At 69.1% G+C, this 14,104-nt stretch carries 12 protein-coding genes; 2 read left to right on the forward strand and 10 right to left on the reverse strand.

Annotated features, from left to right (window positions below; genetic code table 11):
• The first annotated feature begins 86 nt into the window (after positions 1 to 86).
• Complete coding sequence (locus CHC08_RS23650) at positions 87 to 488, forward strand: VOC family protein (protein ID WP_089209548.1); 402 nt, start codon at positions 87 to 89, stop codon at positions 486 to 488.
• Between the two features lie 42 nt (positions 489 to 530).
• Here the strand turns inward: CHC08_RS23650 and CHC08_RS23655 are convergent, their stop codons facing one another.
• From CHC08_RS23655 to CHC08_RS23680, 6 genes are all read right to left on the reverse strand, one after another.
• Positions 531 to 3,764: a glycosyl hydrolase 115 family protein gene (locus CHC08_RS23655; RefSeq protein WP_089209549.1), complete on the reverse strand. Its 3,234-nt coding sequence runs from the start codon at positions 3,762 to 3,764 to the stop codon at positions 531 to 533.
• Between the two features lie 439 nt (positions 3,765 to 4,203).
• On the reverse strand, positions 4,204 to 4,374 hold the full coding sequence (locus tag CHC08_RS49700; protein WP_179282175.1) for a hypothetical protein: 171 nt from the start codon (positions 4,372 to 4,374) through the stop codon (positions 4,204 to 4,206).
• Between the two features lie 56 nt (positions 4,375 to 4,430).
• Entirely contained in the window at positions 4,431 to 5,288 is an 858-nt protein-coding gene (locus CHC08_RS23665) for a sulfotransferase family protein (RefSeq protein ID WP_089209551.1), read from the reverse strand.
• Between the two features lie 130 nt (positions 5,289 to 5,418).
• Positions 5,419 to 6,525: a serine hydrolase domain-containing protein gene (locus tag CHC08_RS23670; protein WP_089209552.1), complete on the reverse strand. Its 1,107-nt coding sequence runs from the start codon at positions 6,523 to 6,525 to the stop codon at positions 5,419 to 5,421.
• Between the two features lie 290 nt (positions 6,526 to 6,815).
• Positions 6,816 to 7,766, reverse strand: coding sequence for an RNA polymerase subunit sigma-70 (locus CHC08_RS23675; protein ID WP_245878511.1), 951 nt, complete (start codon positions 7,764 to 7,766; stop codon positions 6,816 to 6,818).
• 2 nt (positions 7,767 to 7,768) lie between these two features.
• Entirely contained in the window at positions 7,769 to 7,981 is a 213-nt protein-coding gene (locus tag CHC08_RS23680) for a hypothetical protein (RefSeq protein ID WP_089209554.1), read from the reverse strand.
• A 436-nt stretch (positions 7,982 to 8,417) separates the two neighbouring features.
• On the opposite strand from CHC08_RS23680, the gene CHC08_RS23685 reads away from it, so the two are divergent.
• Positions 8,418 to 9,215 (forward strand): alpha/beta hydrolase, encoded by a 798-nt coding sequence (locus CHC08_RS23685; protein WP_089209586.1) that lies wholly within the window; start codon positions 8,418 to 8,420, stop codon positions 9,213 to 9,215.
• 137 nt (positions 9,216 to 9,352) lie between these two features.
• Here CHC08_RS23685 and CHC08_RS23690 read toward each other — a convergent pair whose 3' ends face one another.
• The 4 genes from CHC08_RS23690 to CHC08_RS23705 form a co-directional block, all read right to left on the reverse strand.
• Entirely contained in the window at positions 9,353 to 9,694 is a 342-nt protein-coding gene (locus CHC08_RS23690) for an MmcQ/YjbR family DNA-binding protein (protein ID WP_089209587.1), read from the reverse strand.
• Between the two features lie 90 nt (positions 9,695 to 9,784).
• Positions 9,785 to 10,819 carry a TolB family protein gene (locus CHC08_RS23695; RefSeq protein ID WP_089209555.1) on the reverse strand — a complete coding sequence of 345 codons (1,035 nt, stop codon included), beginning with the start codon at positions 10,817 to 10,819 and terminating at the stop codon, positions 9,785 to 9,787.
• Positions 10,816 to 12,141: an MFS transporter gene (locus tag CHC08_RS23700; protein ID WP_245878512.1), complete on the reverse strand. Its 1,326-nt coding sequence runs from the start codon at positions 12,139 to 12,141 to the stop codon at positions 10,816 to 10,818. Before CHC08_RS23700 ends, CHC08_RS23695 begins: the two co-directional genes overlap by 4 nt.
• A gap of 35 nt (positions 12,142 to 12,176) precedes the next feature.
• Complete coding sequence (locus tag CHC08_RS23705) at positions 12,177 to 13,583, reverse strand: CBM96 family carbohydrate-binding protein (protein ID WP_089209556.1); 1,407 nt, start codon at positions 13,581 to 13,583, stop codon at positions 12,177 to 12,179.
• Positions 13,584 to 14,104: the final 521 nt, after the last annotated feature.

Consider the following 14,104-nt stretch of genomic DNA (forward strand, 5'->3'; position numbering starts at 1 on the left):
ATATCGGCATCTGCGGAAGAATCTCCGGCTTGAGGTTGAGCGCGGAGGTCGCGGTGATGATTCCGGGCCGCGGGCAGGATTGGAGCATGGAAGTGCTCAGCAGCCGGATCCTCCTGCGTCCCGCCGATCTGGACCGCAGTCGCCGGTTCTACCGTGACGTGATCGGCCTGGCGGTCTACCGCGAGTTCGGGCCGCCCGACGATCCGGGCGTGGTGTTCTTCCTCGGCCAGGGGTTTCTGGAGGTCTCCGGGCGTTCCGACGACGGACGTTCCGACGACACGCGCGGACGGGCGCTCGAGATCTGGCTCCAGGTCCGCGACGTCCACGCCGAACACGACCGGCTGGTCGCCTCCGGGGTCCGGGTGACGCGGGCGCCGCGGAAAGAACCGTGGGGGCTCGTCGAGACGTGGATCGAGGATCCGGACGGCGTGCGCATCGTCGTCGTCGAGATCCCCGGCGACCACCCCCTGCGGCGCGACCAGAGGTGATCATCGGGGCGGCGTGGAGGACCGCCCCGATGATCACACTGGCTACCGTCCGGCTCTCATGCTCTCCGGCGGTCCCAGGTAACTGGGCACGACGCCGCCCGTGTCCACCACGAGCCGCTGCACCACCACGGTCGGGTCGACCATCCAGATCTTCAGGACGTGGGCGCCCGGCGTGGCGATCGTGTGAGTGGTGGTGGTCACGTTGACGTTGTCAGACGTGTTCCGCTCCCACTGCCTGTTCATGGTCGTGTCGTTGGCGCCGGTGGTGGTCGTGATGTTCACGATCTGCGGCGCCTGGTCGTCGATCGAGACGGCGTACTTGAGCCCGTCCGTCGGCAGGACGTTGTTCCTGGGTGACAGGAACGCCGAGACCTTGACGGGCCCGGTGGTGAACGTCGTCATCGCGTACTCCAGACGCGGGCCGTCGCCGCCCGGGGTCCGGCTCCGCGCGGTGACCGGGGAGGGCGTCATGCCGTTCCCGGTCCGCCCGATGCCCGGGATGAGCTTCCAGCCGACCCCGGGGGCGGTCACGGCCTTCGTGTAGTGGTCGGCCTCGATCGAGACGTAACCGCCTGCCTCCACGAAGCCCTTGACCTGCTTGCCCGGCATGGACGGGTTGTCCACGACGGCCTTGACGACCACGCTCGTGCCGTTCGGCCCGGAGACCGTGATGGGCACCTCGGTCCTCCCCTTCGGGGCGCGCGACCAGTCGACGCGCACGGTGGCACGCACCTGCTTGCCGACGCGGCCCGCCTTCGGCGTGACGCTCACCCACGGCACGGACGGCCTGACGGTGTAGTCGAACGCCTTCGTGCCGCGGTTGAACACCTCGATGTACTGCTCCGGCCGGCTCTGGTACGGGCTGAAGGCGGGCAGCACCGCTGGAGTCTGCTCCGCCGGCCACCACTTGTCGGACCCGTCGACGGCGACGCCCAGATCCGAGCCGCCCGGGACCTCGATCCGCTGAAGGTACGGGTAGAAGGCGTCGGGCAGGGCCACATTGTTCAGTTCGGGCTGCTGCCAGGGCGCGTTCGGCCCGTATCGCTCCACATCCCCGTAGCCGATCTTCGGCTGGAGCTGGAAGCCGTTCCACTTCCCGCCCGCCAGCGTGGTGTTGTAGTAGACGGACATCGCCTGGTCCTCGTCGAACCGGGCCTGGGCGAGGTCGGCGAGGTCGTTGGTGGCGGCACGGCCCTGCCTGGCGTAGAGGATGTTGGTGAACTGCGCGTTGCGCAGCGCGTACAGGTTGGCCGTCGCCTTCACCTGGTAGTAGACGAGCTGGTAGTAGGCGTCGTCATAGCCTTTCGGCAGGGCGTCGCGGATCTTGCCGGCCTTCGCCGCGAGGCGCTGCCACTCCGCGGTGACCCGGTCCATCTCCTGGTAGGCGGTCAGGCTGAAGGGGGTGTCCTTGTCGTCGTAGACCACGGCGGAGGAATCCGTGGCGGGGTTCTTGGCGGGATCGAGGCTGATCCGGCGGTTCAGCAGCTCCGGCTTGCGGCGGGACTGCAGGTGTCCGTAGGTGCTCAGGACCTCGGCGATCTCCTCGGCCTGCTTGGGCCCGAAGTTCTGCGCCGCGTACTGCCGTTCCCACTCATCGAGGCGCTCCAGCGGCCAGCGGTCGGGATCCCACGCGTAGTCGAGGAAGAACTGGAGCGGGAGCTCCTCGTTTTTCATGTCGCCCACGTTGACGACCCAGAGCCGGTCCACGCCGTAGGTGTAGCTGGTGCTCAGCTGCTCCCAGGTGTTGGCGAGGTTGACGGTGTCGGCCCACTTGTAGTTCCGTCCGCCTCCGACGTAGTCGAAGTGGTAGTACATGCCGTAGCCGCCGCTGCGCTCGGCGAGCTGCGGGTTGGGCAGCTTGCGCATGTTGCCCCAGTTGTCGTCGCAGAAGACGACGGTCACGTCGTCGGGCGGGCGCAGACCCTGGTCCCAGTATCGCTGGACCTCCTTGTAGAGGGTCTGGACCTGCGGGATCGTCTCCAGGTCCTCGCCGCTCTCCGCGGCCAGGATCTCCCGCTGGCTCGCGAGGATGCTCTCCATCAGCTCGATGCCGTCGCCGTCGGGCAGGCTCACGTCACCGTTGCCGCGCATGCCGAGGGTGACCACGCCCTCGTAGTTCTGCTCCTTCATCCGCCGGATGCCCTCGGCCCAGTACTTCTTGATGGCCTCGCCGTTGCGGCGGAAGCTCCACTCACCGGTGCCGCCGAACGGGTCACTGCCCGGCTTGGTGATGTTGCCCTGGCTGTCGCGCACCGCGGCCACGGCGTGCCGGTTCCACTCCTCGATGCCCCGCATCATCGGCGCCTCGTGCGAGGTGCCCATCACGACGCCGTACTGGGTGGCGGTCCGGTGGTTGGCCGGGTCGTCCTCGGCGAACGCCCGGCCCCAGACCGCCGGCCAGAGGTAGTTGGCCTTGAGCCGGAGCATGACCTCGAAGACCTTGGCGTAGAACTTGCTGTTGAAGCCGCCCTCGTAGCCCGGGGCCAGGCCGGGGCCGAAGAAGCGGGGTGCCCAGGTGCCCAGGGAGGGGTTCTCGTCGTTGATGAAGAAGCCGCGATATTTCACCTTCGGCGTGCCCTGGCTGTGGCGCCCGGGCAGCACGTAGAGCGCGTCCTGGTGACGCGCGGGAACGTCGTCCCACCAGGACCAGGGGGACACGCCGATCTGCTTCGAGACCTCGTACGCACCGTAGATCGTCCCGCGCTGGTCACTGCCGGCGATCACGAACGCACGGCGGACGCCCGGCAGGGGGTTCTGCACCACCTGCTGGAGGGACGTCTCCCACTTGCCCGCGATCGCGGTCGCATCCAGCTTCCCCGCGGTCACGAGGTTGTCGATGAGCGGGCTCTTTCCGATGGTTCCGATGAGCACCACGTCGTTCTGCGACGGGATCCGGCCGGAGGAGACCGCGGGCTGGACGCCGGTGACCCGCTTGATGTCGGCTTGGAGATCGTTCACCACCCGGATCACCCCCGGATAGTCATCCGCGCCGACCACGAGAGGCGCGGCTCTGCCGACCGCCACGAGTGGGAAGCGCCCGGGGCCCGCGGTGGTGGAGATGTACGTGTCCGGATCGGCCGACTCGCCGTGGACGAGGCTCCCCTTCCTCGCGTCATCGGCGGATCCGGGATCTTTTTCCGCGCCCCAGGCCGTGGGGGTGGCGAGGGCGGTCGCGGCGACCACGACCGTCAGCGAGAGCAGGAGCCTCAGGAACCGCGAGGGTGCTTGCCGCACCGTGGGTGCGGAGGCCGGTAAACCGATGGCGAACCTTCTCATTTCGCGATCTCCATGGGGGGATGGATTACTGCTGAATGAAAGTTTCTACTCGTTACCGAAAATTTCGGGAGGCAATCAAATTAACCGGATGGTAGCCACGCCGGCATGCCCGGTCAACAAGGCTCCCGCCGAATCCACGCCGATCACGTCCGTCATTCACGATCATGACCGGCACCGCCCGGGGCAATCGTGGAAGTGACCTGGTGGAACTCACCGGGCGGCATCGAAGGCACCGCACTTCGCGGTGAGCGGCGGGCCATGAACGTTTCACGGCATCAACAGCATCACGTCGCCTCGCACCGGCAGGCGCACGTACGGAATCCGCTCGGTCGCCTCGCGCCCGCCCCGAGGGGCGCTTCCACCGATTCGGATACCGGACGCCCTCCAAACCCGTATTTATCGGGTGTCTCCCGATGCCTCCTCGGGGCGAGCGCATGGGTCAGCGCGGCGGCTCGGGGTCTTCGCGCTTCCTGATCGGCCGGGGGACCAGGATCCAGGCGGTCTCCTCGAAGCTCTTCTCCGGCAGCTTGGCGGTGACCGGCCGGCACTCCGCGGGACCCAGGTCGCCGTGGCCCTGAGCGATGACGTCCACGAAGACGGAGTCGGACACGGCGAGGACCATCGTGGCCGCGGCCTCGGCTCCGTGACGCGCTCGGGTTCCTCCGTTCAACGGTTCACATATCCCCAGGCCTCAGAGATCGGCAGGAGGTCGTGCGGCACCTCGTCCGGTCGCGGAAGGGGACGGCCTGACTGCACGCTCCCCGTCCGGATCTTGTCCTTCCAGTCACCGATGCCCTTGACAAACCCGCCGTGCTCGTGGTCCCCGTAGGAGAGCATGCTCGGCTCCCAGGGCACATCGAGGAAGTCGCACACGCGTCGCAGCGTCTCCTCCGGCGACCCGGTCAGGTTTTCGTAGGTCAGGGTGAGCCCGTCGAACGCCTTCCGGGCGTCCTCGACGGCCCGCATGAAGCGGAGGGTGTGGCGCACCGCCTCCTCCATCGGCCGCTCATCCGGATCACCCTCGTGCCAGGAGCGGGCGACGGAGGCCGGATGCCGCAGGAGAAAGACGAAGCGGGCGTCGGGCCAGCAGGTGGCGATGCGTTTCCAGGCGAACGAGTTGCTCGGCGTCTTGTCGACGATGAACGGTTTTCCGCTCCTCACCAACTCCCGGTGGAGCATCCGATCCCAGAGGATGTGCTCGATGTCACTCTGGTTGTGGCCGAGCGCCTCCATCGCCTGCTGCACGGGGTCGGTGGTCAGATTCACCGTGAGCCGGCGGATGTGCATCTCGTGCGGTGCGTGGAGCTGAGAGTGGCTGTTGAGCAGGACCCGGAGCAGGGTCGACCCCGAACGCGGCGGAGACAGCACGAAGATCGGCGCTGTGAGCAGGCGGTCCGCCCCCGGGTCGGCCGGTGGCCGGATCTCCGGGGCGGGAGGCGGAGGGGGCTCCTGGCTTGTCATCTTCTTGAACCGGTATCCGGTCGCCTCTTCCAGGGCAACGTTGACCTTGCTTTTCCAACCCATGGCAGGGACGCTAGCGAAGCTACCTCAGGATTAGCTTGGAAGTGGGTGTCAAAACCCCTCACCTGCTCGTCCCCCCGGAGGCTCTGACCTGGAAACATGGATCAGAGCCTCCGCTGACGGCCCAGGGTGACTAGTCCGCCTGAAGCACGATCTGGCCGATCCGGTCGACAACACCGAACTCACCGGACGAGGCCCGGTTCTTCGTCAGGCCGACGCTGATCCCGGTGGCGGTGTCCGCGAAGGCCGCGGTGCCCCCGCTGCCGGCCATCCCGAACAGGGTGGGGCTGTTGAGCGCCCCGGTCAGGCCGACCGTGTAACCCAGCCCCCAGGTGGCGGGGCCGCCCGTGACCTCGTCCGTGCCCGTCGTCGCGGCGGAGGACAGTTCGCGCAGCCGGTCGGGAGAGACGAGCGCCCCACCGAGCAGCGCGTCGTACATGCGCGCCACCGCGCGGGCGGTCATCGTGGCGCCCGCCGGGATGTCGGAGCTCAGCACGTCGGGGCGGTTGCTGAACGCGGCATCCGGCATCGCCGCCATGGGTGCGGCCGTGTAACCGTCGACCACCCGGAAGAACGGGATCGCGGCCAGCATCTCGGCGGGCATCTCCATCGCGGGCCCGGCCTCCTCGATCCTGGCCAGCCGGCCGAGCTCGGACTCGGGCACCCCGAAGAAGAGCTCGTCGGCCACGCCGAGCGGCCCTGCCACCTCCTCGCGGAGCACCTGCGAGATACGCTTCCCGGTCACCCGGCGCACGACCTCGCCGAGGATGTAGCCGTAGGTCTGCGGGTGATAGCCGAAGCGGGTTCCCGGCTCCCACCACGGCGTGGCGTCGGCGATCGCGTGGCACATCCTGTCCCAGTCGCACAGGTCCTCGGGCGTGGTGCCGACCGGCACGCCGGGCACGCCGACAGCATGTGTCAGCGCGTGCCGTACGGTCGCCTTCTCCTTGCCGTGTGCGGCGAACTCCGGCCACACCTCCGCGATCGGGGTCTCGTAGCCGAGTGCCCCACGCTCGGCCAGCACATGGACGACGGTCGCGGTCACGCCCTTCCCGGTCGAGGTGCTGTAGACCGGGGTGTCGGACGTGAAGGGACGGCCCGTCTCCGGATCGGCGATGCCCGCCACCGCGTCGACCAGGAGTTCGCCACGCCGGTAGACGGCGACCTGTACGCCACGCTCGGCTCCCGACTCGACGAGCTCGTCGATGGCGGCCTGCACGTTCTTCTGAAGGTCGGTCATTATGGTTCCTCTCTCGAAAGCTCCCCCGTAAGACGAGAGGGACGCGAAAAAGGAATCGGTCCGCCTCGAAGGTCCCGGAACCGAGCTGGGAGAGGCGACGGATCCGCCGCGGAGCGAGGGCAGGAGAGGGAGCCGGTCCGCCTCAGAGGCCCCGGAACGGGGACGGGAGCAGGACCAGATCCGTCCCGGAGCAAGGGCCGTAGAAAAACCAGGCCCGTCCCGGTGTAAGGACTGTAGAAAGACCGCGTCCCGGAGGCCCCGGGAGAGGGAGCCGGTCCGCCTCAAGAGCCTCAGAGCGAGGGCGGAAGGCCGAACCGGGAGAACGTCTCCTCCCCGTACGTGGTGACCTGGGTCACCAGCCCGTCCTCCACCCGCAGGACCCCGAGCCATGAGGGCAGGAAGTCGGATTGGCCGGCTTTGCGCAGATACGCGGCCGCCGCGGGCTGCCGGTTGGCCCAGGTGCCGAGCATTCGCCAGTCGCCCCAGGCCTCGGGGCCCACCATCGCGGGAGTCCACGACGCCAGGAAGGTCTCGCGCCCCAGCAGCCAGATCGGCGCCGGCGGCATCGTCTGCCACACGTCGGCCCGCAGCACTCCGGCCAGGACGGACGGGTCCGCCTGCTCGATGGCGTCGATGTAGCGCTGCAGGACGGTGCGCTCCTGCGGGGTGGGCTCGGCGGACGGAGCCCACTCCAGCCGCTGCGCGGGCAGGTGCTCCTTGAGCGTCGGCCTGGCGCGCTGCAGGGCGCTCTTCACCGCGGCGACGGTCAGCTCCAGGGACCCGGCGGTCTCCTCCGCCGACCAGCCGAGCACGTCGCGCAGGATCAGCACCGCGCGCTGCCTGGGCGGCAGGTGCTGGATCGCCACCAGGAAGGCCAGCTCGATCGTCTCGCGATCGATCACCATGTCGGCCGCGTCCAGCAGCGCGTCGGGGTACGGCTGGAGCCATGGAACCGCGCCCGAGGCCGGCGGGTCGAGCCCGGGATCGGAGGCGGCCGGCGCCGAGCGCGGCTGCGGCTGCCGGGGGTGCGCCCTGAGGTGGTCCAGGCAGGCGTTGGTGGCGATCCGGTACAGCCAGGCGCGCAGACCGGCTTCGCTCCGCAGGGTGTCGCGCCGCCGCCAGGCACGCAGGAACGTCTCCTGCACCAGGTCCTCGGCCTCGTCGAAGGAGCCGAGCATCCGGTAGCAGTGCACGTGCAGCTCTCGCCGGTGCTCCTCGACGCGCTCACCGAACCCGTCCACCGCTACCACCGCCCGACCGGCTCGAAGCACCCGGCGAAGGGCCGGGAACCGCGGGCGGCAGAGCCCACGCTCTCCCCGGTGAAGACGGCCTTGTCCTTCCCAGTGAGGACGGCCTCGCCGGGGAAGATGGCACGGCCCTCGGCGGAGACGACACCGAGGGCCGGCACCGGTGCGACGGCACCGAAACCGGCCGGCATGAGCCTGATACCCGCCATGGCCGGGATCCTAGCCGTTCGCCGACGGGGGCCGCGATGCCCGACGGCAAACGGCTCCCGCGCCGCCGACCGCTCGTATCGGACCGCCGGACCGCACCCTCATCGGGTCCTCCACGGGCTTGGGGATCACCTCATGGTCCGGGCCGAGCGCTGTCCTTCGCTCACCGGCCTGACCTCGCCGGGCGGCGGCGGGCGGCGCCGCACAGTCACGTGACGCTCGGTAACACCGTCACATGACGCTCGCGAAGCGCGCGGCAGGTTCCATATGGTCTGCCATGAGCAGACAGCGGTCGATACGGACGGCAGATCGTAGGGCACGCCGCCTCTCCTAGAGCACGACGCTCCATCCCCGACGAGGGGACATGTGACCGTTTTGCCCTAGTCCATGACCACAAGGGCCACGGACAGTGCTCCGGGCCCGACCCGAAAGGCGATCATGACGACCCCTACCCCGGTCATCTTCATCCATGGACTGTGGCTGCACGCCACCTCCTGGAACCCCTGGGTCGAGCTCTTCCGCGAGGCCGGCTACGAGCCCCTGGCACCGGGCTGGCCCGGTGACTCCGACACCGTCGAGGCATCTCGCGCCAACCCCGACAGCATCGCCGACCACGGCATCGACGACGTGGTCGAGCACTACACCAAAATCATCAACGGCCTCGCCGTCAAGCCCATCCTGATCGGGCACTCCTTCGGCGGCATGATCGCCCAGAAACTCCTCGGACAGGACCTCGCGGCCGCCGCCGTCGCCATCGACGCCGCCCAGATCAAGGGCGTGCTGCCGCTGCCGCTGTCGGCGCTGCGCTCCACCCTGCCGGTGTTCAAAAACCCCGCCAACAACCACCGGGCCGTCTCGCTGACCGCCGAGCAGTTCCGCTACGCCTTCGGCAACGCCGTCTCCGAGGAGGAGTCCGACGCCCTGTTCGAGCGCTGGGCGATCCCGGCGCCGGGCAAGCCGCTGTTCGAGGCCGCCGCCGCCAACTTCAACCCGCACTCCCCCGCCAAGGTCGCCACCGACAACGAGATGCGCGGCCCGCTGCTACTGATCATGGGCGGCAAGGACCACACCGTACCCGAGGCCGTCACCAGGGCCACCCTGAAGCAGTACCGCCACTCCCACGCGGTCACCGACATCAAGGACTTCCCCGACAAGGCGCACTCCCTGACCATCGACAGCGGCTGGCGCGAGGTCGCCGACACCTCCCTGAGCTGGCTCAAGGAACAGGCACTCTGAGTGCCCCATGGAGGACTGGAGCGCCGCCCGCAAGGCCGAACTCGCCAGGCGGCGCCCCTACCTCGGCCCAGCGGCCACCGGCGCCGTTGCGACACCCACGATCGGCCCGGCCGGACCCGGCTCCGCCCGCGTCGCGTCTAACCGGCCTCGTGCGCGTCGACCAGCTGTCTGGGCGCCGTCAGGCACCAGGCCTCGGTGACCAGCTCGAAAAGCTCCTCTGAATCGATCTTCCCGAGGTGCACCACGACCCAGCCGAACCGGCCGGCGGTGAACTGGACCTCGAACACCTCCGGGCGCTCCGCCACCATCGCGATCTGCTCCTCGATCGTCGCCTTGAGCCCAACGGTCGCGGTCTTCTCCCACAGGTAGCCGAAGCCCTTGCCCCGCACCTTCAACGAGATCCAGCTGTCGCCGTGGCCCTGCTCGACCTCGGGCAGTTCGTCCAGCATCTTCAGGAACTCACCAATACTCACACCCATGGCCCACATGTATCAGAGCGCTCCGACATTTATCCTCCGGGCGACGGCGGACGGGAGCCGGTCGGCCTCGCGGCCCCCGTCCTGACCGGGTCAGGCGCCGGAGCCGTCCACCGAGGGGGAGTTGGCCCCGGAGACGAACAGCCGGGGACCGCCGGTTCCGTCGGCGGGGACGGCCCACACGTCGTTGGTGCCGTCGCTGCGCTGCAGCCCGTAGGCGACGGTCCGGTCGTCCAGCCAGATCGCCTGGTCGTCGACGCTGTGGCTCTCGGCCAGGGCGACCGTCTTCTTCGTGGCGAGGTCCAGTACGGACAGCCGCCAGCCCCGGGCGGGATCCCCGCCGATGGCGGCCTTGAACGCGATGCGGGTGCCGTCCGGGGAGAGGGAGGGGCACTCGACCCCGTCCGTCACCGTCCGGAACGTCCTGGCGGCGAAGTCGCCCTCGACCAGGTAGCGGTGCCCGCCGGAGGACATCGTGGCGTAGAACCGGTTGTCGTCGCCGGTGAAGGTGACACCCCACACGTTCATGTCCGCCGCCCGGTACGGCCGGCCGTCGACGGTGGCCGCGAACGTCTCCACCGAGTCGACCAGCGTGCCGGTGCGGGTGTCGAGAATTCCGGCGCGCGTGGAGAACCCGCCCCCGGAGGCGTAGGAATGGCCGTCGATGAACAGCGTCCAGGCGACCATCCGGCCGCTGGCGGACACGCGGAGGCGGTTGGGGAACCCGGTCAGCGGGATCGACCGCCGCTCCCGGAGATCGTGGCCGAGGATCGCGAGCTGTGTGGCGCCGAGCGGATTCACCGGGCGCAGGCAGGCGATGGTGTCCGCGGCGGCGAAAGCGCGGTCGCACCGCTGGGAGGTGAGGGTCCGCGGACCACCCGGGTCCTGGAGGGAGACGGTGGACAGCACACCGTTGCTGAGCACCCGGAGCCGAGGGCCGTCACCGCGAGCCGCACCGGCCTCCGCCGTGCTCGAAGCCGTACCGGCCTCCGCCGTGCCCGAGGTCGTGACAGCCGGGCCGGGACGGGCGCGGACGGTGTAGCCGACGGCCACGACGGCCAGCAGGACGGCCGCGGAACCGGCGATCGCGCCCCGCGCGCGCAGGCTCAGCCCGCTCTGCCCGCTCATGACGTCGCCTCCACGGCACCGGCCGGCCGGTTGACGCCGTACAGGAGGGCCGCCGTCGCGATGATCGCGATGACCCCGGCGAGTGCGGCGAGCGCGCACGCGGCGGTGGGACCCCAGAACTGCCACGCGGCGCCGAAGAGGACGGAGGAGCCGACGTAGGTCACCGCCTGGCCGGTCTGCACCAGGGCGAGCCCGGTCGTGCGCAGGCGTTCGGGCATGAGCGGCGCCGCCAGTGCCATCAGCACCCCGTCGGTGGCGGCGTAGAAGATTCCGTAGAGCGCGAGCACCGCGACGATGAGCGGCCACCCGCCGACCGGGCCGAGGATCGCCAGATACACCAGGACCAGCGCGCCGTAGCCTCCGAGGGTCACCGGGAGCCGGCCGATGCGGTCGGCCAGCGCTCCCAGGGGGGCGGCGAGCAGCAGATATGCCAGGCTGGTGCCCACGGCCATCAACGGGAACCAGACGGTGGCCAGGTCTTCGCGGTCCCTCAACAGGAGATACACGAAGCCGTCACCGATGGTGGCCAGCCCGAGCAGCCCGGCGGCGAGCAGGATCCTTCTCACGCCGGCGATGCGCAGCAGGCCCGCCGCCTGGCGCGGCGAGACCGCTCCCGCCGGGGGCACCGGGCCGCGCCGGTCCCGGACGAACAGCACGAGGATCACCACCCCGAACGCCGCGACGCAGAAGCTGGTGACGAACACCGCGTCGTAACGCTGGCCGGCCACCGCGAGCACGGCCAGCGCGACCAGCGGACCGAGGAAGGCGCCCACGCTGTCCATCGTCCGGTGCACCCCGAAAGCCCTGCCCAGCTGCGCGGGAGGGGTGGACAGGGTGATCAGCGCGTCGCGGGGGGCGGTGCGCAGACCCTTGCCCGCGCGGTCCGCGGTGATCGCCAGGCCGATCGCGCCGACCGATCCGCCCGCGGCGAGCAAGCCGAGCTTGGCGACCGCGGAGAGGCCGTAGCCGAAGCCGGCCACGGCCTTACGCCGGCGCACCCGGTCGGCGAGGTAACCGCCGACGAGTCGCAGCAGCACCGTGGCACCCGTGTAGGCGCCGTCGACCACGCCGTAGGCGGCGGGGCTGAGCTGAAGGCCGATGATGAGATAGAGCGGCAGGATCGCGGTGACCATCTCGGAGGAGATGTCGGTGACCAGGCTGACCGTGCCGAGCGCGAAGACATTCGTGCCGACCGCCTCCCAGCGGCGCCGGCCGGCCTCGCCTGTGCCGGTGTCCGGCTTCGGACGGCGGATCGTGGACAGATACACGGGCGTGCACACCTTCCCGGGGTTGCGGATGCCGCGCCCGGCGTGCGGGGGCACACCGGGCACGACGTCGTGCGGCAGACGGAGAGCGATCAGTGACAGGCGGTGGTGCCGCTGTCGGTGAAGGTCTTGCCGGCCTGGGGCACGAACTGCCACGTGTAGCTGTTGGAGTGGAGGGTGAACTTCACCACTCCGAAGGTGTTGTTGTTACGGACCTCGCTGTTGGGCAGGATCGTGCCGAAGCTGTAGAGGCCGGCTCCGCCCGTTCCGATGACGAAGTGCCGGAGGCCGCGCGCGTTGTCGAGCTGTCCGCTGGGGTTCATCGGGGCGAACCGTTCGTACTGATGGTTGTGGCCCGTGACGATCACGTCGGCGTTGTTGTCGTACAGCGCCTGCACCAGCGGCCCCACCGAGGGGTCGGGGGCGTGGTTGGAGCCGGAGGTGAAGCGCGGGTGGTGCCAGTAGGCGAACGTGCACGCCTTGGCGTTGGCCGCGAGGTCGGAACGGAGCCACTTCTCCTGCGCCGAGCCCGCGTTGCAGCCACCCACCGATGAGCAGTTGGAGTTGAGCGCCACCACGTGCCAGCTGCCGAGGTTGTAGGAGTAGTAGCCCTTGGCCGGGTCACCCGCGGCGGAGCCGAAGTAGTTGTAGTGGGCCGAGGCGCCCGGTGTGACGTATTCGTGGTTGCCGGCGACCGGACGGGTGCGCGACTTGAAGCGTCCCCAGGTGGGAGCGTAGTAGGAGGAGAAGTTCGAGGCCGAGCCGTCCGGGTAGGCCTCGTCGCCCGCGGTGAACACCGTGCCGGGGATGCCGTCCAGCAGGGCGGCGGTCGCGGTGTCTCCGGTGCCGGAGCTGGCGATGTCGCCCGCGCCGACCAGCACCGGGTCGCCCGCCGGCGCCGTGGGCGTGGGGGTGGGTGTGGGAGACGTGCCGGTCGTGATCACCAGCTGCGGGGCGGTGGATCCGCTCTCGCGCGAGTCGTAGTCGGCGCCGTCGGTGCTGGAGGAGGTGACGCCGATGCTGAAGACGCCGTTGCCCTTGACGTACGAGCTCACGTCGATCTCGTACCAGGCGTTCCGGACGACCGCGCCGAGCGAGCCGAGGGTCGTGCCGTCGACGGCGGGCTGGTTGTTCCAGATCACGCCGGTCTCCGACCAGGTGGTGTTGCTCATCGAGGTGAAGGTGCCACCGCTGTTGCTCTCCGCACCGGAGACGTCGTCGGTGTGGATGCGGAGCTTCGCGCCGCTGACCGCCGTCAGGCCGGAGACGTTGAACCTCAGGTACATCCGCTTGATCGGCGAGTTGTCCACGCCGAGCTGGCCGGAGGTGCCGTAGTTGGTCGTGGCGAGGCTGTTGTCGGTGTAGGTGTCCGCGACAGGTGTCAAGGTGGTGGTTGCCGCATATGCGACCGAGGCATCGCCGAACACGCCGACGACGCCCACGGTGGTCACACTGGCGGCGACGAGGGCGATCGCGATAGCGATCTTGCGCCTGAACATTGTCGAAGCCCTCCCATACTTTGCGATGGAGGTTGTCTTGGGGGCCAACGAAACGTATATACGTGTCGATACGGCGGCATGGCGGAGAGCGGATTGCATCATGGCCGCTCGGTGAACGAATGAAGATCACGACTCGGCTTGTCAAATTTTCCGGCATCGGCGGTGACCGCCGGACGCCGAAGCAAGGCATGACACCACGACCGGGCACCGTCCGTGGCCGCCCGACACGCCTGGCGCACAGATTTTGACGAAACTCACGACGCGGATGACCCGGAATCAGATGACCATCCCTGCGATCCTCGGAAGCCATCCCAGAGGCATCCCATGTATGCGCAGCACGGTCAGGGTCGATCTAGGCCATGACCTGCCAAGTCGAGCGCGAGCGTTGACATTCCTCCCTAACAACCTCGATTTTTCGCTTGACAGATCGGATGTTTCGGGAGATCAATAGGCACCGAAATTTTCGTCTGGTTCGCCTCGGCCTGTAGCGGCGTGCACGCGGCGGCGAACTGATCGCATCC

This window comes from Streptosporangium subroseum, from assembly GCF_900188345.1.
Taxonomy (GTDB): domain Bacteria; phylum Actinomycetota; class Actinomycetes; order Streptosporangiales; family Streptosporangiaceae; genus Streptosporangium; species Streptosporangium subroseum.

Bases quoted from the DNA above. Each gene is read 5' to 3' on its own strand.
- CHC08_RS23650 (WP_089209548.1), top strand. From the start codon at position 87: ATGGAAGTGCTCAGCAGCCGGATCCTCCTGCGTCCCGCCGATCTGGAC.
- CHC08_RS23655 (WP_089209549.1), bottom strand. From the start codon at position 3,764: ATGAGAAGGTTCGCCATCGGTTTACCGGCCTCCGCACCCACGGTGCGG.
- CHC08_RS23665 (WP_089209551.1), bottom strand. From the start codon at position 5,288: ATGGGTTGGAAAAGCAAGGTCAACGTTGCCCTGGAAGAGGCGACCGGA.
- CHC08_RS23670 (WP_089209552.1), bottom strand. From the start codon at position 6,525: ATGACCGACCTTCAGAAGAACGTGCAGGCCGCCATCGACGAGCTCGTC.
- CHC08_RS23680 (WP_089209554.1), bottom strand. From the start codon at position 7,981: ATGGCGGGTATCAGGCTCATGCCGGCCGGTTTCGGTGCCGTCGCACCG.
- CHC08_RS23685 (WP_089209586.1), top strand. From the start codon at position 8,418: ATGACGACCCCTACCCCGGTCATCTTCATCCATGGACTGTGGCTGCAC.
- CHC08_RS23690 (WP_089209587.1), bottom strand. From the start codon at position 9,694: ATGGGTGTGAGTATTGGTGAGTTCCTGAAGATGCTGGACGAACTGCCC.
- CHC08_RS23695 (WP_089209555.1), bottom strand. From the start codon at position 10,819: ATGAGCGGGCAGAGCGGGCTGAGCCTGCGCGCGCGGGGCGCGATCGCC.
- CHC08_RS23705 (WP_089209556.1), bottom strand. From the start codon at position 13,583: ATGTTCAGGCGCAAGATCGCTATCGCGATCGCCCTCGTCGCCGCCAGT.